We start from the raw sequence: 23,575 nt of genomic DNA, 5'->3' as shown, positions 1-23,575 counted from the left end.
GCGGGGTCCCCGTGAAAGAACGGGCGGCATGGTGCGAGTTCCCTGCGGAAGGGCGGGCGGCACAGCGCGGGTTCCCCGTGGAAGCCGAGCGGTGTGATGCTGGTCCTCGTGGAAGGGCGAGCTGCTGGCCCTCGTGGAAAGGCCGACATGATGCGCAGTCCGCGTAAAAGGTCGGGTGGCACGCTGCGGCGCCCGCGTGGCGGTGTGGGCGGCACGATGCCGAGTCCCTGTGGCACGGTCGGCGGCATGACGCCGCGTCGGTGTGACAGGGCGGGCGGCACCGTTCGCAGCGCGCGTGGCCGAGTGGGCGGCGCGACGCCGAGCCCCCGTGCCAGGGCCGGCGGCTTGCTGTCGGCCCCGTCCGAAAGGCAGCCATGATGCGCGTACTCGCCACCGCCGGGCATGTCGATCACGGTAAGTCCGCGCTGGTCCGGGCCCTCACCGGGATGGAACCCGACCGGTACGAGGAGGAGCGTCGCCGGGGGCTCACCCTGGATCTGGGGTTCGTGTGGACCCGGCTCGGCGGAGACCATCTCGCCTTCGTCGACGTGCCCGGTCACGAGCGGTTCGTGCCGACCATGCTGGCCGGTGTCGGCCCCGTCCCCGCCGTGCTGTTCGTGGTCGCCGCCGACCAGGGCTGGCAGCCCCAGTCGCAGGAGCATCTGGCCATCCTCGACGCGCTCGGCGTCCGGCACGCCGTCCTCGCGGTGACCCGCAGCGACCTCGCCGACCCCGAGCCGGTCCGCGCCGACGCCGTCGAGCGGCTGGCCGGCACCTCCCTCGGCAAGGTGCCCCAGGTCGCGGTCAGCGCGGTCACCGGCGCGGGACTGGACGACCTGCGCGCCGAACTGGCCCGGCTGGCGGCCGAGTTGCCCGCGCCCGACACCGACGCCGACGTACGCCTGTGGCTCGACCGGGCGTTCACCGTCCGGGGCCACGGCACCGTGGTGACCGGCACCCTCGGCGCGGGCACCCTGCGCGTCGGCGACCGGCTGGTCACCGCGGACGGATCGGCCGTGCTGCGGGTGCGCGGCCTACAGAGCCTGCACGAGGAGCGGACGGCCGTCGGCGCGGTCGCCCGCGTCGCCGTCAACGTGCACGGCCAGGGGGACACCACCCTGGGCCGCGGTCAGGTGCTGCTCGCCCCGGACCGCTGGCTGTGCACGGAGGTCGCCGACGTACGGGTCACCGGGGAGCCGGTGGCCGAGCTGCCCCGGTGCGTCACCCTGCACATCGGAACGGCCGCCGTGCCGGTGACCGTCCGCCCGCTCGGCCGGGACACCGCCCGGCTCACCCTGCGCCGGGGGCTGCCCCTCCGGGTCGGCGACCGGGCGGTGCTCCGCGAACCCGGCGGCACCCACCCGCCCTGCGGCGTCACCGTCCTCGACGTACGGCCGCCCCGGCTGATCCGGCGCGGCGCCGGCCGGGCCCGCGCGGCCGAGCTGGAGACGATGACCGGCCGTCCGGACGGCGCCGCCGAACTGCGCCGCCGCAAGCTCGTCCGCCGTGCCGACCTGCGGGCGATGGGCGTCCCGGCGCCCTGCGGCCCCGTCGCCGGTGACTGGCTCGCCGACGCGGCGCACTGGCACCTCCTCCAGGACCGGCTGGCCGGCCACGTCCAGAACCACGCCCGCGCCCACCCGCTGGACCCCGGCCTGCCCACCGAGGCGGCCCGCCGGCTGCTCGGCCTGCCCGACCGCGCCCTGGTCGACGCGCTCGCCGCGGCACAGCCCCGGCTCCAGGCAAGCCAGGGCCGGCTGTACCCCGCCGACAGCCTCCGGCCCGCCCTGCCCGCCCCCGTCCGCGCCGCCGTGCACGCCCTGCGCCGGGACCTCGCCCGTACCCCGTTCCGCGCCCCCGAGGCCGGGCGGCTCGCCGAACTGGGCCTCGACCGCCGCGCGTTGGCCGCAGCGGCGGCAGCGGGGGCCCTGCTGCGGATCGCCGACGGGATCGTGCTGCTGCCCGGCGCGGACGCCGACGCCGCCGCCGTCCTGCGCGCGCTGCCCCAGCCGTTCACGCTCAGCGAGGCCCGGCGCGCGCTCGACACCACCCGCCGGGTGGCCGTACCGCTGCTGGAGTTCCTGGACGCCCGGGGACACACCGAGCGTCTCGACGAGCAGCACCGGCGCTGTCGTCCGGACGCGGTGAACGGAGGCGGACGGGAATCGAACCCGCCTGCCCGAGATCCTCGGGCACCTCGGTTTTGAAGACCGGGAGGGCCACCAGGCACCCACACGCCTCCACCGCTCGTCAGGCTACTGCCCCAGGAGACCACCGGTATGACAACGACACCGACCCACCAGGCGCCCGTACGGCTCACCCAGTTCGCCCACGGCGGCGGCTGCGCCTGCAAGATTCCGCCCGGGGAGCTGGAGGAGGTGGTCGCCGGGCTGACCGCACCGCCGCTCGTCGGCGGCGACACCCCGCTCCTCGTCGGCCTCGCCACCGGCGACGACGCGGCCGTCGTCACGCACCGGGGAACCGCCCTCGTCTGCACGGCAGACTTCTTCACCCCGGTCGTGGACGACCCCTACGACTGGGGCCGGATCGCCGCCGCCAACGCCCTGTCGGACGTGTACGCGATGGGCGGCCGGCCCGTGCTCGCCGTCAACCTGCTCGCCTGGCCGCGCGACCGGCTCCCCTTCGACCTCGCCCGCGAGGTGCTGCGCGGCGGACTGGACATCGCCACCGAGGCGGGCTGCCATGTCGGCGGCGGGCACAGCGTCGACGACCCCGAGCCCAAGTACGGCATGGCCGTCACCGGGATCGCCGATCCGGCGCGGCTGCTGCGCAACGACGCCGGCCGGCCCGGGCTGCCGCTGTCGCTGACCAAACCGCTGGGCATCGGCGTCCTGAACAACCGGCACAAGACCACCGGAGAGCGGTTCCCGCAGGCCGTCGCCACGATGACGGCCCTCAACCGGGAGGCCTCCGAGGCCGCGCTGGCCGCCGGCGCGGAGTGCGCCACCGACGTCACCGGGTTCGGCTTCCTCGGCCATCTGCACAAGCTGGCCCGCGCCTCGGGCGTCACGGCCGTGGTCGACACCGCCGCCGTGCCGTATCTGGAGGGTGCCCGGGAGGCCGTACGGGACGGGTACGTCAGCGGTGGCACCCGGCGCAACCTGGAGTGGGTCGCGCCGCACACCGACTTCGGGGACACCGACGCGGACACCCGGCTGCTGCTCGCCGACGCCCAGACCTCCGGCGGGCTGCTCGTCGCCGGGGAGGTGCCCGGGGCACCGGTGGTCGGTGAGCTGGTGCCGCGCGGAGCCCACTCCCTGGTCCTCAGATAGCAGCGCTCACCAGGCTCACAAAGCACACGCTACGCACACCGCTCACGGCTCCGTTCCCGTGTGCTCGTCGATGCCCGCCCGGATCCGGTAGGCCCGCACCAGCGCCAGGGCCGCCGGCCCCCGGGGACGCCGGCCCGGCCGGATGTCGACGGCGAACGCCTTCGTCTCCTGGATGTGCGTGTTCGGGTCCAGGGACAGGTGCAGCAGCTCGTTGGCCGCGTCCCCGGTGCTGTAGCCGTTCGGACCCCAGTGGTACGGCAGCCCCACCTGGTGCAGCCGGCGGCCGTGCACGGTCAGCGGGGCCATCCGGTCGGTGACCAGCACCCGCGCCTCGACCACGCCCCGCGCGCTGACGATCGTCGCCCAGCCGGTGTGCGCGAGGCCCCGCTCGGCGGCCAGCTCCGGGGACACCTCGCAGAAGAACTCCGGCTGGAGTTCCGCGAGGTACGGCTGCCAGCGGGACATGCCGCCCGCCGTGTGGTGCTCGGTGAGCCGGTAGGTGGTGGCCACGTACGGGAACACCCCGGAGCCGGGCTCGTCGCCGCTCGGCTGGTAGCGGTTGTCCGGGTGCGGCGGCAGCAGCTGCCGTACCGGGTTGCGCTGCTGGTCGTGGAGCAGGTTCGGGAACGGGGAGTCCTGCGGCTCGTAGTGGGTGGGCAACGGTCCGTCGGTGAGCCCGGACGGCACGTACAGCCAGGCCTTGCCGTCGGCCTGCATGATGAACGGGTCCGTGCCGGACAGGGCCTCCGGGCCGGTCGCGTCCTCGGGCGGCTCGTGGTCCGGCGCCTTGTCCTTCTTGAAGTCGGGGACGTCGTGCCCGGTCCACTCGCCCCGCGCCGGGTCCCACCACACCAGCGCCTTCCGCTCGCTCCACGGCGTGCCCTCGGGGTCGGCGGAGGCGCGGTTGTACAGAATCCGCCGGTTGGCCGGCCAGGCCCACGCCCACTCGGCCGCCACCCAGTCCTGCTCCTGGCCCGGCTTGCGGCGGGCCGCCTGGTTGACGCCGTCCGCGTACACCCCGCAGTAGATCCAGCAGCCGCAGGCCGTCGAGCCGTCGGGCTTCAGCTCCTCGTAGGAGGAGAGCGGATTCCCCTCGGCGTCCCGGCCGTTGATCTCGGCGAGGACGGCTTCCGCGTCCGGTTCGGCCTGCCGGCCCTGCGTCGGGTAGTCCCAGGCCAGGTCGAGGACCGGCCGGTCCATCTCGTCGCCGGACCCGGCGAGCTTCTCCCGGATGATCCGCCCCAGGTGGTAGGCGAACCACAGGTCGCTGCGCGCGTCGCCGGGCGGTTCGACCGCCTGGTGGTGCCACTGGAGCAGCCGCTGGGTGTTGGTGAAGCTGCCGTCCTTCTCGGTGTGCGCGGCGGCCGGCAGGAAGAACACCTCCGCGCGGATGTCCTCCGTCCGCAGCTCCCCGGTCTCGATCTCGGGGCCGTCCTTCCACCAGGTCGCCGACTCGATCAGGGAGAAGTCGCGCACGACCAGCCAGTCCAGGTTGGCCATGCCGAGCCGCATCAGCTTGGAGTTGGCGTTGCCCACGGCGGGGTTCTCGCCGAGCAGGAAGTAGCCCTTGCAGACGCCGTCCAGCTGGGCCATCGTCGTCTCGTACGTCGAATGGGAGCCGGTCAGCCGGGGCAGGTAGTCGAAGCAGAAGTCGTTGTCGGCCGTCGCCGCGTCACCCCAGTACGCCTTGAGCAGGCTCACCAGGTACGCCCGCATGTTGCCCCAGTAGCCCTTGTGCGCGGCCTCGGCCTCGACGAAGGCGTCCAAGTCCTGGTTCTGGTGGGCGTGCGGCATCGGGATGTAGCCGGGCAGCAGGTTGAACAGGGTCGGGATGTCGGTGGACCCCTGGATGGAGGCGTGTCCGCGCAGGGCCAGGATGCCGCCGCCGGGCCGGCCGATGTTGCCCAGCAGGGTCTGAAGGACGGAGGCCGCCCGGATGTTCTGCACCCCGACCGTGTGCTGGGTCCAGCCGACCGCGTAGGCGAAGGCCGTCGTCCGGTCCCGTCCGGAGTTCTCCGTGACCAGCTCGCACACCTGGCGGAAGAGGTCCTGCGGCACCCCGCAGACCTGTTCGACCAACTCGGGCGTGTAGCGGGCGTAGTGCCGCCTGAGGACCTGGAACACACAGCGCGGGTGGGACAGCGTCTCGTCCCGCTCCGGTTCCCCCTCGCCGATCGCCGCGCCGCCGGAGCCGTGCGCCTCGCCGCGCGCCGCCTCGGACACCGAGCTGCCGCCGCGGGTGCGCTCGTCGTACTCCTGGTCGCGCTCGCCGGAGGCCGCCTGCACCTCGGTGCCCTCGTACTGCCAGCTGGCGTTGTCGTAGCTGCGGTTGTCGGCGTCCAGGCCGGAGAAGACGCCGGCCAGGTCCTCGGTGTCCCGGAAGTCCTCCCGCAGGATCACCGGCGCGTTGCTGTACGCCACGACGTACTCGCGGAAGTACTTCTCGTGCTGGAGCACGTAGTTGACGATCCCGCCGAGGAAGGCGATGTCCGTGCCCGCGCGCAGCGGCACGTGCAGGTCGGCGAGTGCGCTGGTGCGGGTGAACCGGGGGTCGACATGGATCACCTTCGCGCCGCGGGCCTTGGCCTCCATCACCCACTGGAACCCGACCGGATGGCACTCGGCCATGTTGGAGCCCTGGATGACGATGCAGTCCGCGTTCTGAAGATCCTGCTGGAAGGTGGTCGCGCCGCCGCGGCCGAACGAGGTTCCCAGACCGGGAACGGTGGAGGAGTGTCAAACACGCGCCTGGTTCTCGATCTGGATCGCTCCCAGCGCGGTGAACAGCTTCTTGAGCAGGTAGTTCTCTTCGTTGTCGAGCGTGGCCCCGCCGAGGCTGGCGATGCCCAGGGTGCGCCGGGTGCGGGTCTGGTCGACCTCCCACTGCCAGCCGGCCCGGCGGGCCTCGATCACCCGGTCGGCGATCATGTCCATCGCCGTGTCCAGGTCGAGCCGCTCCCACTCGGTGCCGTGCGGGCGCCGGTAGAGGACCTGGTGCTCGCGGGCGTCCCCGGTGGTCAGCTGGAGGCTCGCCGCGCCCTTGGGGCACAGCCGTCCACGTGAGATCGGGGAGTCCGGGTCGCCCTCGATCTGGGTGACCTCGCCGTCCTGGACGTACACGTTCTGGCCGCAGCCCACCGCGCAGTACGGACAGACCGACTTCACCACCCGGTCGGCCGTGGCCACCCGTGGGGTGAGCCGCGCGCTGCGTCCGCTCTGGGCGGCGGCACCCCGGCCGAGGGGGTCGGTGCCCGTGAGCTGCCGGTAGACCGGCCAGGAGCCGATCCAGGTGCGTACGCCCACGACAGGCCTCCTCCCGCTCACTACCTCGATTTTCCCGCACCCGCGCGACCACGGCATCTCGGCCGTGGTCGGGGCGCTGAGTACCCGCGCCGGGTGCGGTCAAACGGCCGGGCGGGTGTCAGATGCCGGTTCCGGGGGACTCAGCGCTGCGGTGTGTCGGCGCACGGACCGGACGAGCTGCCCGTAATGTCCGGGTGGTCACGGTCCCGAACGAGTGACGGGAGCGATCGCATGGTGGTCAGCGGCGTCCGCATGGGGGTCAGGGGCGTCGGGGCGAAGGCGGCGGTGCGGTGAGGCAGCGTCACATCTTCGGCACCGTGTTCACCCTGGAGGCGGCCGTCGCCGCCGGCGTGTTCCTCGCCGTGCTCGCCGTACTGGTCCTGGCCCTGGCACGACGGCGGAACGGGAGCACCGCCGAGCGGTCCGAACGGCCCCGCCTGGAGGCGTACTACGTCGGCGCCCTCGCCGCCTTCTCGGTCTTCCTGGTGGCCTGGACCGCCTGGCAGAACCACGAGGAACACCCCGCGGCCGGCCCGAAGCCCCTGCGTGTCGACGTCACCGGCTTCCAGTGGTGCTGGACCTTCCGCTATCCCGAGGCCCCGGACCGCCGCAGCGTCTCCGGCACCTGCAAGGGCAAGGACATGCCCACCCTCGTCGTCCCGACCGGTCGCAGCGTGCAGCTCCGGCTCACCTCACGGGACGTCATCCACTCCCTGTGGGTGCCCGGCCTGCGCTACAAGATGGACGCCTTCCCGCACCACGTGAACACCTTCACCCTCACTCTGGACCGGGCGGGCCGCTGGCGCGGCCGGTGCGCCGAGTTCTGCGGGCAGCGGCACTGGACCATGGACTTCTGGATCAAGGCGGTCCCCCCGAAGGAGTACGACCGCTGGGCGCACGGCGGGACGGCCCCGGCATGACGGTCGCGTCCTCCGCGGAAGCACAGCGGGACGACTCCGGCCGGCCCGTCCCGCCGGGCAGCTGGCTCGGCTGGGTCGCCACCACCGACCACAAGCGCATCGGCCTGCTCACCGCCGGCACCTCCCTGGTCCTGCTGCTGGTCTACGGCGTGTTCGCCCTGCTCATGCGCGGTCAGCTGGCCCAGCCCGAGGAGACCTTCCTGGCCCCGCACACCTACGACCAGCTGTTCACGATCCACGGCTCCGGCATGATCTACATGGTCATGACCCCGTTCGCCATCGGCATGGGCATCTACCTGGTACCGCTCCAGATCGGCGCCCCCGGCATCGCGCTGCCCCGTCTGACCCTGCTCGGCTACTGGCTCTACGTCTTCGGCGCCCTGACCATGCTCGCCGGCTTCGCGACCCCGGTCGGCGCGCACGCCGACGGCTGGTTCTCCTATCCGCCGATGGCCGACAGCGAGCACTCGCCGGGCGCCGGCACCGACCTGTGGATCGTGGGCGTGTTCCTCGCCGTCACCGGGACCATCCTCCAGGGCTGGGCGGTGCTGTGGACGGTCCTGCGCCGCCGCACCCGTGGCATGACCATGCTGCGGCTGCCCCTTTTCTGCTGGGCGATGATCGCCACCTGTCTGATGGTGATCGGCGCCTTCCCGGCGCTGCTCGCCGCGCTCACCCTGCTCGCCGTGGGCCGCGCCGATCCCTCGGTGTTCGCGTCCAACGTGTGGAACATCGGCTACCAGCACATCTTCTGGTTCTACGGCCACCCCGTCGTGTACGTGATGTTCTTCCCGTATCTCGCCGCCGTCGCCGAGGTGCTCGCCGTGTTCTCCGGCCGCCGTTTCTTCGGCTACCGGGGCACCGTGCTGTCGCTGCTGGTGTTCGCCGCCCTGTCCATGAGCGTGTGGGGCCACCACATGTTCGCCACCGGCCAGGCGGCGAACGACTACTACTCCCTGACCTCCATCGCCCTGCTCGTCCCGGCGGGCGTCGAGTACTTCGGCATGCTCGGCACGATCCTCGGCGCCCGGCTGCGGCTGCGCACCCCGATGCTGTTCGCGCTCGCGTTCGTCCCGCAGTTCCTGATCGGCGGCCTCACCGGCATCATGGTCGGCACCCCGGTGATCGACTATCACGTCACCGACAGCTACTTCGTCGTGGCCCACCTGCACTACGTGCTCTTCGCGGGCAGCGCCTTCGGCCTCTTCGCCGCGGTCTACTACTGGTTCCCGAAGGTCACCGGCACCCTGCTCGACGAACGCATGGGCCGCCTGCACTTCTGGCTGCTGGTCGCCGGCACCAACCTGACCTTCCTGCCCATGTTCGCCCTCGGCTACCTCGGCATGCCGCGCCGGGTCGCCACCTACGCCACCTTCGACGGTTTCGGCCCGCTGAACCTGCTCGCGACCGTCGGCGCCGCCTTCCTCGCCGCGGCGATGACGGTGTTCACGGTCAACGTCCTGTGGACCCTGCGCCGCCGGCACCTCGGCCGCGCGGAACCGGCCGGCGACGACCCCTGGGACGCGCACACCCTGGAGTGGGCCGCCCCGTCCCCGCCCCCGCGCCTCAACTTCCCCGCCGACCGACCGCTCCCGCCCGTCACCAGCTTCGCCCCGCTGCTGGACCTCAAGCGCCGCGAGGGGAGCCGCACATGAGACGGCACCTGTCCGCCACACTGGTCGCCGGCTGGGGACTGTTCAACGGCGTCCTGCTCGCCGTCCTCGCGGTCTACGGCGAGAGCCCGATGGTGTACTGGCTGTGGGGCGGCGTCGTCGTCCTCCTCCTGCTCGCCGCCCTCGCCGTGCTGGTGTCCTCCCGCACGGCCCCCGACCAGCATGTCCGCTACCGGGTCCCGGACCGGGGAGCGGGCGCGGTCCTGCCCGCCGCGACCGGCCTGCTGCTGGTCGCGCTGTGCTTCGTCTACGGCCGCTGGCTGCTGGCCGTCGCCGTCCCCCTGCTGGCCGTGGCGGCGGCCCTCGCGGTGCGCGGGACGACGGCCCGGGAGAGGTGAGGCGGGCCATGGACCACGCGGGCCACCCGTCCGTCGTACCGATGGCCTGGTCGGCGCTCCTCGTCGCCGCAGTGATCCCGGCCGCCGTCCGCGCCCTGCGGCGCTCCCCGCTGTGGGAGCGGATCAGCGTCCCCGCGCCCGTCGCCCTGCCCCTGCTGGTGCTGACGCACGCCTGGGCGGTCCTCGGCGACCTCACCGGGCCGCGGCTCCCGGGCGGGGCGTTCGTCACGGAACCACCGCTGCTCGCGGCGGCCGTGCTGTTCTGGCTGCCGGCCGTCGCCCGCACCCGGCACCGGCTGGACGACGCCGGCCGGAGCCTGTACCTGTTCCTCGCCACTCCGCTGCTGGACCTGCCCGCGGTCGGCGTCGTCGCGGCCGGCCACGCGGCGGCCGGCCTCGCCATGATCACCGGCATGCTGCCGATCGGCGTCACCGCGGCGGCGGTCACCTGGTCCTGGGTCAACCGGGAGGAGCGGGAGGCGGTCCGAGCGGCGGAGGGCTGACGTCAGCCGCCGTGCCCGACAGCCGTTCCCGCTGCGGTACGACCGTGTACTTCGGGTCCTCGGCCGAGGCCACCCCGGCATGGAACACCCCGAAGCGCAGCGCCGCCGACCCGGTGAGCAGCGCCGCGCCGGCCGCCACGGCGACGCCCCGGCGCCGCCCGGAACACAGCGCGAGGACGGCTCCGCCCGCCGTGAGCGCCTCCGCCGCGCGCAGCAACAGGCGTGGCCTGCCCTGGTCGTAGGCCTCGGCGGCCAGGCCCATGCGCCGCTTCATGACCTGGAAGGCGCCCAGTTCCAGCGCGGCCCCCAGCGCGGCCAGCCGGCGGGCGGGCCCCGCCTCGGTGGCCGGGGCCGCCGCCAGGGCGAGCCCCGACGCGGCGCTCGCGGCCGAGCCCGCGAAGACGAACGGCAGCTCCCGGTGGCCCTCGTGCCAGGCCGGCACCGCCGTGTCCGAGAACAGCACCGCGGTGTACGTCGCCACGGCCGGCCCGAGGACGGCCGAGGCGGCGGTGGCGGCCGAGCCCACCATCCGGTACCGGCCCGCCAGCTCCGTGGCCGCGGCGGTCAGCGACAGCGGCGCGTACCCCGCCAGCAGCCACGAGCCCACGCTCATCGGGGAGGTGGGCTTGCACACGCGGAGCATGTTCAGGAACCGCGCCGGGCGGCCCAGGTCGTGCACCAGCGCCACCAGGGAGAGCGAGATCGCCCCGGCCGCCCCGAACTTGGCCGGCGCCGCGAGCCCCGGCCGCCCGGTGAGCTGCCCCCCGGCCGCCAGCAGCGAGGACGCCCCGGCCAGCCCGCCGAGGAACAGATACCCGGCGATGTCCACCGGCTTCCAGACCGGCTTGTTGAGCACGGGCATGCCGTAGTACGAGGCGAACTCGGCCTCCGGCACCATCGGTTGCTCGCCCCGGCCGCGCCGCCCCCTGCGGCGGCCCGCGTGGGCGCCGGTCACCGCCTCCCGCCCGGGCCGGGCCCCCCGCACGCCGTCCCGGGTGACATCCGACTCGCTCATCGCGGCCTCCTCACGAAACTGCCGGCCGCCAGCGCGGCCAGCGAGACGGCGGCCAGCGCGGCCCGCCGCCACATGGCGGGCAGGTCCCGGGTGGTGACCACCGGGTCCGGGGGCAGGCCGTACACCTCGGGCTCGTCCAGCAGCAGGAAGAACGCGCCGGCGCCGCCGACCCCGTCGTCCGGGCTGTCCCCGTACAGCCGGGCGTCGGTCACCCCGGCCGCGTGCAACTGGGCCACCCGGGCCCGCGCCCGCTCGCGCAGTTCGTCCAGCGGACCGAACTGGATGGACTCCGTCGGGCAGGACTTGGCGCAGGCGGGCTCCAGGCCGACGCCGAGCCGGTCGTAGCACAGGGTGCACTTCCACACCCGGCCGTCGTCCTTGCGCTGGTCGATGACACCGTACGGGCAGGCCGGCACGCAGTAGCCGCAGCCGTTGCAGATGTCCTCCTGGACGACGACCGTGCCGAACTCGGTGCGGAACAGCGAGCCCGTGGGACACACGTCAAGGCAGGCCGCGTGGGTGCAGTGCTTGCACACGTCCGAGGACATCAGCCAGCGCAGTTCGGGGCGGCCGTCCGGGGAGACCGGGGAGATCCGCCCGGCGGGCGCCGCTTCCGGGGCCGGGCCGGGGGAGGGGGCCTCGGTGCCGAGCCGGGCCGCCGCGCTGAAGACGTCGACGTCGTCGTGCGCGTCCGCGTCCCCCGGCGCGGGCCCGCCGAACGGCGCCCGTTGCTCCACGAAGGCCACATGCCGCCAGGTGTCGGCGCCGAGGCCGCGCGTGTTGTCGTAGGACATGCCCGACAACGCCAGGCCGTCCTCCGGGATCGCGTTCCACTCCTTGCAGGCCACCTCGCAGGCCTTGCAGCCGATGCACACCGAGGTGTCGGTGAAGAAGCCCACCCGTGGCGGGGCGTCCGGGTAACCGGACGCGCCGGACACGTCCGGCTGCGGGCCGTACAGCAGATTCCCGTGGCCCCCATCGCCGTCGCTCATACCGTCCTCCTCGCTCACGACTCGCCGCTCTCGCCGGTCTCGCCGGTCTCCTCGGATGTCTCGCCCGGCGCGGCCCGCACGTGCTCCACCCTGCGCCGCTGCCCGCCGGTGGCCGGCATCTCCACGCTCCGGGCGAAGTACCAGCGGCTGAGGGCGTTGCGCAGCCGGTGCCGGTGGAACCAGCGCCAGGCCTCCGTGCCCTCGGCCCGCGGCCGGGGCGTGTCGCGCACGAGAATGCGGTAGGCCTCCTCGCGGGGCAGCAACGTGTGCGCCTCCTCGTAGCCGCCGCCCGCCGTGCGCCGCACCTCGCCGGTCGTCGCCCCGTCCAGCAGCCGGCGCCGGTCGGCCGCCTGAAGACCGAGGCACGCGCGTTTGGTGGCGTGGTACACCACGAACGGCACCACGAACACCGCCGTGCGGAAGGTACGGGTGAGCAACTCCACCGGCAGGTCGAAGAGGTAGGCCAGCACGTCCTGCCCGCCGGCCATCAGCAGCACGCCGTACACCGAGACGGCCGCCGCGCCCAGCGCCGTCCGGGTGGGCTGGTTGCGCGGCCGGTCGCACAGGTGCTGCTCCGGCCCGGGGCCGGTGAGCCACCGCTCGAAGAACGGATAGCCGTACAGGACGAGGAACAGCACTGCGGGCAGCATCACACCCGGCAGGAACACGTCCCAGGCGATCGTGTGCCCGGCGAAGTCCGTCTCCGCGGCCGGCATCAGCCGCAGCGCGCCCTCCAGATAGCCCACGTACCAGTCGGGCTGCGAGTCCAGGGAGACCTGGTCGGCGCGGTACGGCCCGAACGCCCACACGGGGTTGATCTGGAACAGCGCGCTCATCAGCGTCAGCACGCCCGCCAGGACGAAGAACAGGCCCGCGGACTTCACCGCGTACTGCGGGACCAGCGGCTTGCCGATCACGTTCCGGTTGGTGTGGCCGGGCCGCGGCCACTGGGTGTGCTTGTGCACCACGATGTACGTCAGGTGCACCCCGACGAGCGCGAGCAGCAGGCCCGGCACCAGCAGGACGTGCACCACGTACAGCCGGGAGATGATGTCGTGCGCCGGGAACTGGCCGCCGAAGAGCAGGAACGACAGATAGGTGCCGACGACCGGGATCGACAGCACGATGCCCTGCGCGGTGCGCAGGCCGGTGCCGGACAGCAGGTCGTCGGGGAGCGAGTAGCCGCAGAAGCCCTCCAGCAGGGCGAGCAGGAACAGCGTCACCCCGACCGTCCAGTTGATCTCCCGGGGCCGCCGGAACGCCCCGGTGAAGAAGATCCGCAGCAGATGGACGCCGATCGCCGCGACGAACACCAGCGACGCCCAGTGGTGCAGCTGCCGGATCAGCAGACCGCCGCGCACGTCGAAACTGATGTGCAGCACGGACGCGAACGCCTCCGTGGTCATCGTGCCGCGCAGCGGCGCGTACGAGCCGGTGTACGGCCGCTCCGTCATGTCCGGATGGAAGAACAGCGTCAGGTACACACCCGTCAGCACCAGCACGAGCAGGCTGTACAGCGCCAGCTCGCCCAGCAGGAACGACCAGTGGTCCGGGAAGGACTTGCGCAGGAACTCACGCCCCGCCGAGGCGACCGGCAGCCGCCGGTCCAGCGCCGTCACCAGGCGCTCGCCGCGCCCCTCGGACCGGGACGACCGCCGCTCCTCCGACACCGCCACTGCGCGCTCGCCTTCCGCCCGGTGCTGGATGCCTCACTCTCGGTGCTCTGCTTCGAGCCTGGCACGGGTGCCCCCGCTCCGCGCGCCCGAAACGGCCGGGGGTCCGCGCGGCCCGTTTGCGCGGGGTGGCGCGCGGCTACCCGGTAACACGGACGAGTGACGGCCGGGCGCGAGGAGGTCGCCGTGGGGAACGTGTCCGAAGTGGTCGCCGCCCGGCTGCGGGAGGGCGGCGTGCACCGGGTGTACGGCGTGCCGGGGACGGCCGTGGACCCGCTCGTCGGCGCCCTGCGCGGCGCCCCTGAGACACCCGCATTCGTGCAGGCGCGCGGTGCGGAGTCCGCCGCGCTCATGGCCTGCGCCGAGGCCAAGCTCACCGGCCGCCCCGGCTGCTGCCTCGCCCCACCGGGCGCGGGGACGCTGCGCCTGCTGGGCGGGCTGTACGACGCGGCGGCCGACCGCGCGCCGGTGCTGGCCCTCGTCGGCGCCGACCCGGCCGCACGGCACATCGGTGGTCACGCGGTACGGCATCTCGCGGAGGTCTCCGTGTACTGCGAGGAGGTGTCCGCGCCGGAGCAGATGGGCGACGCCCTGCACCGGGCGGTGCGGGCCGCGCTCACCGACCGGGGAGTGGCGAGCCTCGTCGTGCCCCGCCACGTCCTCGCGGCCCCGGCGCCCGAGACGCTGCCCGGCGCCCGGCCCGTTCCGCCACCGGCGCGAGCGCCCGGCGAGGAGGACGTGCGCCGCGCGGCCGACGCGCTCGACCGCGCCGGGAAGGCCGTCGTCGTCGTGGGGAACGGGGGCCGCCCGGCGTCCGGTCAGGTGGTCCGCGTGGCCCGGCTGCTGGGCGCCGGTGTGGTCACGACGGCCCTGGCCCGGGACGCGCTGCCCGACGACCTGCCGTATCTGGCCGGGGTGGCGGGCCCGCTCGGAAGCGAGGCCGCCGCGACCCTGCTGCGGGAGTGCGACACGCTGCTGCTCGCCGGCGCCGAGGACCTGGACCCCGCCCTGCTGCCCGACCCCGGCCGGTGCCGGATCGTCACCGTGGACCGGGAGCCGGACGACTGCCCGCTCGACAGCGGGGCGCCGGCCGCCCGGGTGACCGGCGACGTCACGGCATGTCTCGACGCGCTCGTCCCGCTCCTGCGCCGCACCACCGACCGCGCCTGGCGCACCCGGGTCGAGCGGCTGGTGCGGGCCTGGCGGGACGAGGGTGCGGCCAAGTCCCGCCGCTACTTCGGTACGTCGGTGAACCCCCGCTCGGTCGTCGCCGAGCTGTCGGAACGGCTGCCCGACCGGGCCGTCGTCGTCACCGACTCCGGTACCTCACTGGACTGGTGGACCCGCCATCTCCGCCTCCGGGCCGGCATGCGGTCCCTGCTCTCGGGCCACCTCGGCCTGCCCGGCGCGGCCGTCCCCTACGCCGTGGCCGCCCGGTTCGCCGCCCCCGACCGGCCGGTGATCGCCCTCGTCGGCGACGGCGCCCTCCAGGGCGGCGGCCTGAACGAACTGCTCACCGTGCGCCGCCATCTCGACCGGCTGGCCGAGCTGCCCCCACTCGTGTTCTGCGTCTTCAACAACGGTGACCTGAACCGGCTCACCTGGCAGCGCCGGGTCGCCGCCGGCGACCCGCTGATCCCGCTCTCCGCCGAGGTCCCCGCCCTGCCGTACGCCGAGTGGGCGCACCTCGCCGGACTGCCCGCCGTCCGCTGCGACCGGCCCCGGCACGTCGGCTCCGTCTGGGCCGACGTGCTCGCCGGACGCGGGCCGCTGCTGCTGGAGTTCGTGGTGGACGGCGAGACCCCGCCGGACTGGGCGGCCGGGGTGTCCGCGGCGGAGGACCCCCGCCCGGCCCCGCTCGGCTCGCACCTGGCCAAACTGCTGCGCGCACCCGGCTGACCACGCTCCCGGCCGAACGCCTGGGACGCTGAGCCCGCTCCCGGCCAAACCCGTGCCAGTACCCCGCTGATACGCCCTCACACCTGTGAAGGGCGGGTGAATTTCATGATCGTCCAAGGTTGGCCGGATGCTTTGTCCGAGCCCGTGAAGGTGCGTTAGCCTGCGGCGTATTTTCTCATCATGCAAATCCGTGAACTGCGGAAATGCACACACCAACGGTCGGGCGGCGCGGTGCTCCCGGCCGCGGTTCCGAGCCCTCGGCGCGGGGGCTCTTGGGGAGCGGATCGAGGGTGCGCATGGCCGGCAAGGCGACCGGGACGACCGAGGCAGTCCCAGGTGACCACGAACTGAGAATGCTGCTCGCGGGACTGACCGCGGTGCGCGACGGGGACTTCGGCACCCGGCTGCCGGACGACTCCACCGGACTCATGGGCGACATCGCCACCGTCTTCAACGGCATGGTCGACCAGCTGTCCGTGTTCACCTCCGAAGTCACCCGGGTGGCCCGCGAGGTGGGCACCGAGGGCACCCTCGGCGGGCAGGCCCAGGTGCCGGGCGTCTCCGGCACCTGGGCCGATCTCACCGACTCCGTCAACGCGATGGCGGGCAACCTCACCACCCAGGTGCGCGACATCGCGCAGGTCGCCACCGCCGTGGCCAAGGGCGACCTGTCCCAGAAGATCGACGTGCCCGCGCGCGGCGAGATCCTCCAGCTGAAGGAAACCGTCAACACGATGGTGGACCAGCTGTCGGCGTTCGCGGACGAGGTCACCCGTGTGGCCCGCGAGGTGGGCACCGAGGGCCGGCTCGGCGGTCAGGCCCAGGTCCCCGGGGTCGCCGGGGTCTGGCGGGACCTGACGGACTCGGTGAACTTCATGGCCGGGAACCTGACGGCGCAGGTGCGCAATGTGGCCCAGGTGACGACCGCGGTGGCGCAGGGTGATCTGTCGCAGAAGATCACGGTGGACGCGCGGGGCGAGATCCTGGAGCTGAAGAGCACCATCAACACGATGGTGGACCAGCTCTCGGCGTTCGCCGACGAGGTGACCCGGGTGGCCCGCGAGGTCGGTACGGAGGGCCGGCTCGGCGGGCAGGCGGACGTCAAGGGCGTCAAGGGCACCTGGCGGGACCTGACGGACTCGGTGAACTTCATGGCCGGGAACCTGACGGCGCAGGTGCGCAATGTGGCCCAGGTGGCCACCGCGGTGGCGCAGGGTGATCTGTCGCAGAAGATCACGGTGGACGCGCGGGGCGAGATCCTGGAGCTGAAGACGACCATCAACACGATGGTCGACCAGCTCTCCGCGTTCGCCGACGAGGTCACGCGGGTGGCCCGTGAGGTCGGCACCGAGGGCCGGCTCGGCGGGCAGGCCCAGGTGCGCGGGGTCGCCGGCACCTGGAAGGACCTCACCGACAACGTCAACGTGATGGCCTCCAACCTCACCGGCCAGGTCCGCTCCATCGCCCAGGTCGCCACCGCCGTCGCGAAGGGCGATCTCTCCCAGAAGATCACCGTCGAGGCCAAGGGCGAGGTCGCCGCCCTCGCCGACGTCATCAACACCATGGTCGACACGCTGTCGGCCTTCGCGGACGAGGTGACCCGGGTGGCCCGCGAGGTGGGCACCGAGGGCCGCCTCGGCGGTCAGGCGCACGTGCCCCATGTGGCCGGCACCTGGAAGGACCTCACCGACAACGTCAACTCGATGGCCAACAACCTCACCGGCCAGGTCCGCAACATCGCGCTGGTCACCACGGCCGTGGCCAAGGGCGATCTGTCGAAGAAGATCGACGTCGACGCCCGCGGCGAGATCCTGGAGCTGAAGACCACCATCAACACGATGGTCGACCAGCTCTCCGCCTTCGCCGACGAGGTCACCAGAGTGGCCCGCGAGGTCGGCACCGAGGGCCGGCTCGGCGGACAGGCCGAGGTCGAGGGCGTCTCCGGCACCTGGAAGCGGCTCACCGAGAACGTCAACGAACTCGCCGGCAACCTCACCCGGCAGGTCCGCGCCATCGCCGACGTCGCCAGCGCCGTCGCCGAGGGCGACCTGACCCGGTCCATCACCGTCGACGCCTCCGGCGAGGTCGCCGACCTCAAGGACAACATCAACTCCATGGTGGAGTCCCTGCGCGAGACCACCCGGGCCAACCAGGAACAGGACTGGCTCAAGACCAACCTCGCCCGGATCTCCGGCCTCATGCAGGGCCACCGCGACCTGCCCGTCGTCGCCGAACTCATCATGGACGAGCTGGTGCCGCAGGTGTCCGCCCAGTACGGCGCCTTCTACCTCGCCGAGGAGGGCGCGTCCGGCCCCGAGCTGCGGCTCGTCGGCTCCTACGGCCGGCCGGAGGAGGACACCCGGCCCGTCCGCATCGCCTTCGGCCGCTCGCTGGTCGGCCAGGCCGCGCGCAGCCGCCGCACCATCGCCGTCGACGAGCTGCCGCCCGGATACGTCACCATCTCCTCCGGGCTCGGACAGGTCGAGCCCACCGCGCTGTTGCTGCTGCCCATCGTCTTCGAGGACCAGGTCCTCGGCGTCATCGAGCTGGCCGCCGTCACCCCGTTCACCGCCGTCCAGCGGGACTTCCTCCAGCAGCTGGTGGACACCATCGGGGTCAACGTCAACACCATCGTCGCCAACGCCCGCACCGACGAACTGCTCCAGGAGTCTCAGCGGCTGACCAGCGAACTACAGTCCCGCTCCGCTGAGTTGCAGGCCCGGCAGGAGGAACTCCAGCGCTCCAACGCCGAACTGGAGGAGAAGGCGTCGCTGCTGGCGGAGCAGAACCGGGACATCGAGGCGAAGAACCTCCAGATCGAACAGGCCCGGCAGGAACTGGAGACCCGCGCCCAGCAGCTGTCGCTCGCCTCCAAGTACAAGTCCGAGTTCCTCGCGAACATGAGCCACGAGCTGCGCACCCCGCTCAACAGCCTGCTCATCCTCGCCCAGCTGCTGGCCCAGAACCCCTCCCGCAACCTCACCCCGAAGCAGGTCGAGTACGCGGGCATCATCCACTCGGCCGGCTCCGACCTGCTCCAGCTCATCAACGACATCCTGGACCTGTCCAAGGTCGAGGCCGGCAAGATGGACGTCACCCCCGAGCGGGTCCCGCTGCGGCAGCTGATCGACTACGTCGAGGCCACCTTCCGCCCGATGACCTCGCAGAAGAGCCTGGACTTCACCGTCACCACGGCCCCCGGCGCCCCCGCCGACCTGCTCACCGACGACTCCCGGCTCCGGCAGATCCTGCGCAACCTGCTGTCCAACGCGGTGAAGTTCACCGAGCAGGGCGGCGTCGAACTGCGCGTCGAACCCGCCCCCGACGACGAGGTGCCCCAGGGGGTGGTCAGGGGCGGCGCGGTCGTCGCGTTCCGGGTGAAGGACACCGGCATCGGCATCCCCGAACAGCAACTGGAGACCATCTTCGGCGCGTTCCAGCAGGCGGACGGCACCACGAGCCGCAAGTACGGCGGCACAGGGCTCGGCCTGTCCATCACCCGGGAGATCGCCCACCTGCTCGGCGGTGCCGTCACCGTGGACAGCGCCCCCGGCAGGGGCAGCACCTTCACCCTCTTCCTGCCCGTGGCCCGGCCGGACTTCGACGAACACCTGGGCGGTGGACGCTCCGTCCCGAAGGCCGGGCAGGAGGGCACGGACGAGCCCGACGGCCTCGTCCAGGAGCGGCCGCCGGCCCTCGCGCGGCGGGAGCGGCCGCGCCGCCTGCTCGTCGTGGAGGAGCGCCCGCGCGGGCTGCTGACGCTCGTCGCCGAGAGCGTGGTCCGGGACCTGGAACCCGGCCGCACCGACGGCGAGGGCACGCCCGTCGACATCATCACCGCGGTCGGCGCCCAGGAGGCGGCCGGTGCCCTCGCCGCCGAACCCTGCCACTGCGTCGTCGTGGAACTGGGCATGCCCGACGGGGAGTCGGCCCGCTTCCTTCAGGCGCTGCGCGCCGACTCGGCCCTGACCGGCGTCCCGGTGCTGGTGCACGGCTCGCACCGCACCGAGCCCCCCGCCGAGGACACCGCGGGCGGTTCGCTGGAGTACCTGTTCAGCCTGGACGAGCTGCGCGAGCGGATCGCGCTGCACCTGTCCGCCGAGGAGCCCGGCGAGGTGCTCACCCTGGTCCGCGGGGACGAGACCCAGCACACCGCACCCCACCCGATCGACGAGCACACCCGTGGCCGTACCGTCCTCGTCGTCGACGACGACGCCCGGAACCTGTTCGCGCTCAGCGGCATCCTCGAACTGCACGGCTTCCGCGTCCTGCACGCGGAGAACGGCCGCAAGGGCATCGAGACCCTGCTGCACAACCCGGACGTCGAACTCGTCCTGATGGACGTGATGATGCCCGAGATGGACGGCTACACCGCCACGGCCGAGATCCGCAGGATGCCGCAGTACGCCGACCTGCCGGTCATCGCCGTGACCGCCAAGGCCATGCAGGGCGACCGGGAGAAGAGCCTCGCCTCCGGGGCCAGCGACTACGTCACGAAACCCGTCGACACCCATGACCTCATCGCCTGTGTCCGGCGCTGGCTCCCCGCATGAGCACGACACAGCGCGCCCGCCCCACCGCAGGCCGAGGAGTACCGACCCGGTGACCACCCATGAACCGGGCACGCCGTCCGGCGTGCCCGCCCAGCTCCCCGCCGTCGACGCCGCGTCGCCCGACGTGCCCACCACCTCCCCGGTCGGCCGGCTCGCCGCCACCGTGGAACGGCTGCGCCGCGAGGTACGGGCGGCGCAGGCCGAGGCGGAGGGCCGGGCGCTCATCGAACTGGCCAAGGGCATCCTGGTCGAACGCCTCGGCTGCGGCCCCGCCCAGGCCGCCCGCCAGCTCGCCGAACTCACCGAGCAGGCGCAGGTGACGCCGCTGGAGTTCGCGGTGGACGTCATCAACCAGGCGGCCCGGGACCGCGTCGCCGAAGTCACCGAGGCGTTCCTGTCCGCCGCCGCGGACCCGTCCGGGCCCGTCGCGGAGTCCGCCGCCGTACGGCTGCGCGCCGCCGAGAGCGGTGTGCTGGCCGCGCACGACACCCAGGCGATGGCCGACTCCCTGCTCGACCACGCCCTGCGCCCGCTGGGCGCGGTCGCCGTGGCGATCTGGTCGGCCGGCTCCGACGGCTCGCTGACCCTCGCGGGCAGCGCCGGCTTCCCGCCGGGCGAGGCGGCCCGCTGGCACTACGTGCCGCCGGACGTGGCCACCGTGGCGCGGCGCGGCCTGACCGAGCCCGACGGGCAGTGGCTGTCCTCGCTCGCCGGGTCCGGACTGCCCACGATCGGCCGCCGCGAGTACGCCGACGGCGCGCGGATCGCCGTACCCGCCGGGGCGGGCGGCCGGATCCACGGCGTCCTGGAGATCGCCTGGCCCAAACCGGAGGAACCGCTGCCGCGCCCTGTCGTCCGGCAGGTGGAGGCCCTCGCCGAGCTGTGCGCGCACTCCCTGGAGACCTTCGCGCCGCCGCCCGGCACCGCACCGGAACCCGGGCTGCTGCCCGACGTGGTCGAGCTGATGGACCTGGCCGACGGGCTGCACGACCCGGCCCTGGTGCTCGTGCCGCACCTCGACGACACCGGACAGCTGGTCGACTTCCGCATCCAGCACGTCAACAGTCGCTTCCTGGACCCGGCGGGCCGGCCCCGGGCCGTCGTGGGCGGCGCCCTGCTGCTGGAGGCCTACCCGATGGCCGCCGGCGCCGGCGAGCTGTTCCAGCGGGTGGAGCGGGTCTACGCCACCGGCGAGCCGTTCCGCGCCCGCCGGATGCGGCTGACCGCCCTCGTCGACCAGGTGCCGCTGTCCGCCGTCGCCGACATCAGCGTCAGCCGGCACGGCTCCAGCGTGCTGCTGATCTGGCGCATCGAGGACGAGACCGCGCGCCTGGCCAGCCTGCTCCAGCACGCCCAGCGGCTCGGCCGGATCGGCGGCTTCGAGGAGAACCTGCTCACCGGCGAGATCACCTGGAACGGCCAGCTGTTCAGCCTGTACGGCCGCCCGCCCACGAACTCCCCGGTCGCCCTCCAGGACCTGCCGGCCCACGCCCACCCCGACGACGCCGTCATCCTCGGCCGCTTCCTGCGCACCCTGCTGCACCACCGCAGGCCCGCCTCCGCCGCGTTCCGGCTGCTGCGCCCGGACGGTGTGACCCGGCACATCCGGGTGGTCGCCGAGCCCGTCCTCGACACCGACGGCCAGCTGTTCGTCGTCCGCGGCGCCTACCAGGACATCTCCGCCCAGCACTGGACCGAGGTCGCCCTCGCCGCCACCCGCGACCAGCTGGCCCACACCGAGCAGCAGGCCGTGGAGCGCAACCGGCTCACCCTCCAGCTCCAGCACGCCATCATGCCCCCGGCCCAGGCCCCGCTGCGGGTGCCCGGGCTCCAGGTGGCGGTGCGCTACCGGCCCGCCGAGACCGAGCACCTGGTCGGCGGTGACTGGTACGACGCGGTGGTGCTGCCCTCCGGGCTGGTCCTGCTGTGCGTCGGGGACGTCGCCGGGCACGGCATCGAGGCGGCGACCAGCATGGTCGTCCTGCGCAACGCGCTGCGCGGCCTGGCGGTGACCGGCGCCGGCCCGGCGCAGCTGCTGTCCTGGCTGAACATCGTCGCCCACCATCTGACGGGCGCCGTCACCGCCACCGCCGTGTGCGGCCTGTACGACGGCGAGCGGCGGACCCTGCGCTGGGCGCGGGCGGGCCATCTGCCGCCGGTGCTGGTACGCGAGGCGGACGCCACCGCGCTGCCCCCGGTCAAGGGGCTGCTGCTGGGCGCCGTCCCGGAGGCGCGTTACGAGGAGACGGAGGTGCAGCTGGCCGCCGGGGACACCCTGCTGATGTACACCGACGGCCTGATCGAGCGCCGGGACCGCTCGGTGGAGGAGTCGCTGACGCACCTGCTGGACACGGCGCGCGCGGCGCCCAGCACCCTGGACCAGCAACTGGACCGGCTGCTCACCTACAGCAGGTCGGACACCGACGACGACACCTGCATCGTCGGCATCAGGGTCGCCTGACGCTCCCGGCCCGGCCGGTCAGCCGGCGGTCGCCGCGCCGAGCGGCACGGTCGCGGTGACCCGCTTGCCGTGGGACAGCCAGGTCACCTCCAGACCGCGCGAGACCATCGCCACGAGATGCAGGCCGTGACCACCGACCCGCCGGGGATCGGGAGGACGCCGCCGCGGCGGCTCCCGCGAGGTGTCCGTGACGGAGATGCGCAGCGCGGTCGCGCCGGGCAGCAGCTCCAGGCGCAGCGCGCACGGGCCGGGCGCGTGCTTGGCCGCGTTGGTGACGAGTTCGCTGACGACGAGCTGGGCATCCTGCACCGGCCGCCGCCCGAGTGCGGGCCGCGCCCGTGCCAGCAGGGCCGCGACGGCGTCTCTCGCCTCGGCGATGCTGGATACGCCGGTGTCCCAGGTGCGGCTGTAGCGCAGGGGCGCGGCGCGGTCCTGCGTCGTCGCGTGGGTCCTGAGCGGGATGTCCATACCTCGTTGCCCTTTTCCTCTGGGGTCAGGGGCCCTTCCTGTGCACAGGGGGGTCGTGCCGTCCCTGCTCGGTTACCCGCTGGACCGCCGGTCAAGGGGACGTCTGCGAGGAATCCTCCGGATGCCCACGAACGCCTGCTGAGGGGCGGCGCGGGTGCCGCGGACAGACAGCGGAACGGGCCCGGAGACCCGCGCGCGGATCTCCGGGCCCGTTCCGCGGCCGGATCGTTCTTCGTCCTTCTCAGTGCTTGAAGACGTCCTTGATCTTCTCCTTGGCCTGCCGGGCGTCGCCCTTGGCGCCCTTCGTGCGGCCCTCGGCCTCCACGCTCTCGTTGCCGACGGCGCGGCCCGCGGCCTCCTTGGCCTTGCCCTTGGCCTGCTCCGCCTTGGCCTTCGCCTTCTGGTTGCCGGCCATCACATGTCACATCCCCACATCGACGTGCTTTGCGGTCGCCATCCGACTTGCCGCTGTGCCGGCGTCCAA

General features: G+C 73.3%; 14 protein-coding genes, 1 tRNA gene and 1 pseudogene. 9 read left to right on the top strand and 7 right to left on the bottom strand.

The window, feature by feature from the left end; translation table 11 throughout:
- Positions 1 to 374: 374 nt before the first annotated feature.
- Positions 375 to 2,066 (top strand): annotated as a pseudogene (locus ACZ4WH_RS16225) (GTP-binding protein); the annotation flags it as partial.
- Positions 2,067 to 2,149: 83 nt separating this feature from the next.
- Here the strand turns inward: ACZ4WH_RS16225 and ACZ4WH_RS16220 are convergent.
- Positions 2,150 to 2,242: transfer RNA gene (locus ACZ4WH_RS16220), tRNA-Sec, on the bottom strand.
- 37 nt (positions 2,243 to 2,279) lie between these two features.
- Between ACZ4WH_RS16220 and selD the strand changes: the two genes are divergently transcribed.
- Entirely contained in the window at positions 2,280 to 3,293 is a 1,014-nt protein-coding gene (gene selD, locus ACZ4WH_RS16215) for a selenide, water dikinase SelD (RefSeq protein ID WP_468180769.1), read from the top strand.
- Between the two features lie 42 nt (positions 3,294 to 3,335).
- Here selD and fdh read toward each other — a convergent pair whose 3' ends face one another.
- The gene (gene fdh / locus ACZ4WH_RS16210; protein WP_468180767.1) at positions 3,336 to 6,596 is read right to left on the bottom strand and encodes a formate dehydrogenase; all 3,261 of its coding nucleotides are present in this window, start codon (positions 6,594 to 6,596) and stop codon (positions 3,336 to 3,338) included.
- A 290-nt stretch (positions 6,597 to 6,886) separates the two neighbouring features.
- Between fdh and ACZ4WH_RS16205 the strand changes: the two genes are divergently transcribed.
- Genes ACZ4WH_RS16205 through ACZ4WH_RS16190 form a run of 4 tightly spaced genes read left to right on the top strand, consistent with a single transcriptional unit; the run spans position 6,887 to position 10,030 of the window.
- Entirely contained in the window at positions 6,887 to 7,516 is a 630-nt protein-coding gene (locus ACZ4WH_RS16205; protein ID WP_468180765.1) for a cytochrome c oxidase subunit II, read from the top strand.
- Positions 7,513 to 9,171, top strand: a complete 1,659-nt coding sequence (locus ACZ4WH_RS16200; protein WP_468180764.1) for a cytochrome c oxidase subunit I — start codon at positions 7,513 to 7,515, stop codon at positions 9,169 to 9,171. The genes ACZ4WH_RS16205 and ACZ4WH_RS16200 overlap by 4 nt, the downstream gene beginning before the upstream one ends.
- On the top strand, positions 9,168 to 9,527 hold the full coding sequence (locus tag ACZ4WH_RS16195; RefSeq protein ID WP_468180762.1) for a hypothetical protein: 360 nt from the start codon (positions 9,168 to 9,170) through the stop codon (positions 9,525 to 9,527). Before ACZ4WH_RS16200 ends, ACZ4WH_RS16195 begins: the two co-directional genes overlap by 4 nt.
- A gap of 8 nt (positions 9,528 to 9,535) precedes the next feature.
- On the top strand, positions 9,536 to 10,030 hold the full coding sequence (locus ACZ4WH_RS16190) for a hypothetical protein (RefSeq protein ID WP_468180760.1): 495 nt from the start codon (positions 9,536 to 9,538) through the stop codon (positions 10,028 to 10,030).
- Here ACZ4WH_RS16190 and nrfD read toward each other — a convergent pair.
- The 3 genes from nrfD to qcrB are packed head-to-tail and all read right to left on the bottom strand — an operon-like array spanning position 9,987 to position 13,707.
- Positions 9,987 to 11,045, bottom strand: coding sequence for an NrfD/PsrC family molybdoenzyme membrane anchor subunit (gene nrfD, locus ACZ4WH_RS16185; RefSeq protein WP_468180758.1), 1,059 nt, complete (start codon positions 11,043 to 11,045; stop codon positions 9,987 to 9,989). The genes ACZ4WH_RS16190 and nrfD overlap by 44 nt on opposite strands.
- Positions 11,042 to 12,037, bottom strand: coding sequence for a 4Fe-4S dicluster domain-containing protein (locus tag ACZ4WH_RS16180; RefSeq protein ID WP_468180756.1), 996 nt, complete (start codon positions 12,035 to 12,037; stop codon positions 11,042 to 11,044). Before ACZ4WH_RS16180 ends, nrfD begins: the two co-directional genes overlap by 4 nt.
- A gap of 14 nt (positions 12,038 to 12,051) precedes the next feature.
- The gene (gene qcrB / locus ACZ4WH_RS16175; RefSeq protein WP_468180914.1) at positions 12,052 to 13,707 is read right to left on the bottom strand and encodes a cytochrome bc1 complex cytochrome b subunit; all 1,656 of its coding nucleotides are present in this window, start codon (positions 13,705 to 13,707) and stop codon (positions 12,052 to 12,054) included.
- 189 nt (positions 13,708 to 13,896) lie between these two features.
- Here qcrB and ACZ4WH_RS16170 point away from each other — a divergent pair, with 189 nt between their 5' ends.
- The 3 genes from ACZ4WH_RS16170 to ACZ4WH_RS16160 all read left to right on the top strand — a co-directional run bounded on the left by ACZ4WH_RS16170 (position 13,897) and on the right by ACZ4WH_RS16160 (position 22,623).
- A complete protein-coding gene (locus tag ACZ4WH_RS16170; protein WP_468180754.1) occupies positions 13,897 to 15,609 on the top strand; it encodes a thiamine pyrophosphate-binding protein in 1,713 nt (570 codons plus the stop codon).
- A gap of 296 nt (positions 15,610 to 15,905) precedes the next feature.
- The gene (locus tag ACZ4WH_RS16165) at positions 15,906 to 20,162 is read left to right on the top strand and encodes a HAMP domain-containing protein (RefSeq protein WP_468180752.1); all 4,257 of its coding nucleotides are present in this window, start codon (positions 15,906 to 15,908) and stop codon (positions 20,160 to 20,162) included.
- A 49-nt stretch (positions 20,163 to 20,211) separates the two neighbouring features.
- Positions 20,212 to 22,623: a SpoIIE family protein phosphatase gene (locus tag ACZ4WH_RS16160; RefSeq protein ID WP_468180750.1), complete on the top strand. Its 2,412-nt coding sequence runs from the start codon at positions 20,212 to 20,214 to the stop codon at positions 22,621 to 22,623.
- Positions 22,624 to 22,641: 18 nt separating this feature from the next.
- Here the strand turns inward: ACZ4WH_RS16160 and ACZ4WH_RS16155 are convergent, their stop codons facing one another.
- Together ACZ4WH_RS16155 and ACZ4WH_RS16150 are read right to left on the bottom strand one after the other, a co-directional pair.
- Positions 22,642 to 23,091, bottom strand: coding sequence for an ATP-binding protein (locus tag ACZ4WH_RS16155; protein ID WP_468180749.1), 450 nt, complete (start codon positions 23,089 to 23,091; stop codon positions 22,642 to 22,644).
- 241 nt (positions 23,092 to 23,332) lie between these two features.
- On the bottom strand, positions 23,333 to 23,506 hold the full coding sequence (locus tag ACZ4WH_RS16150) for a CsbD family protein (protein ID WP_468180747.1): 174 nt from the start codon (positions 23,504 to 23,506) through the stop codon (positions 23,333 to 23,335).
- Positions 23,507 to 23,575 lie beyond the last annotated feature (69 nt).

This window comes from Streptomyces sp. NPDC029138, from assembly GCF_055564375.1.
Note: the sequence above shows the minus strand (reverse complement) of the source record. Positions and strands in the feature narration are given on the sequence as shown.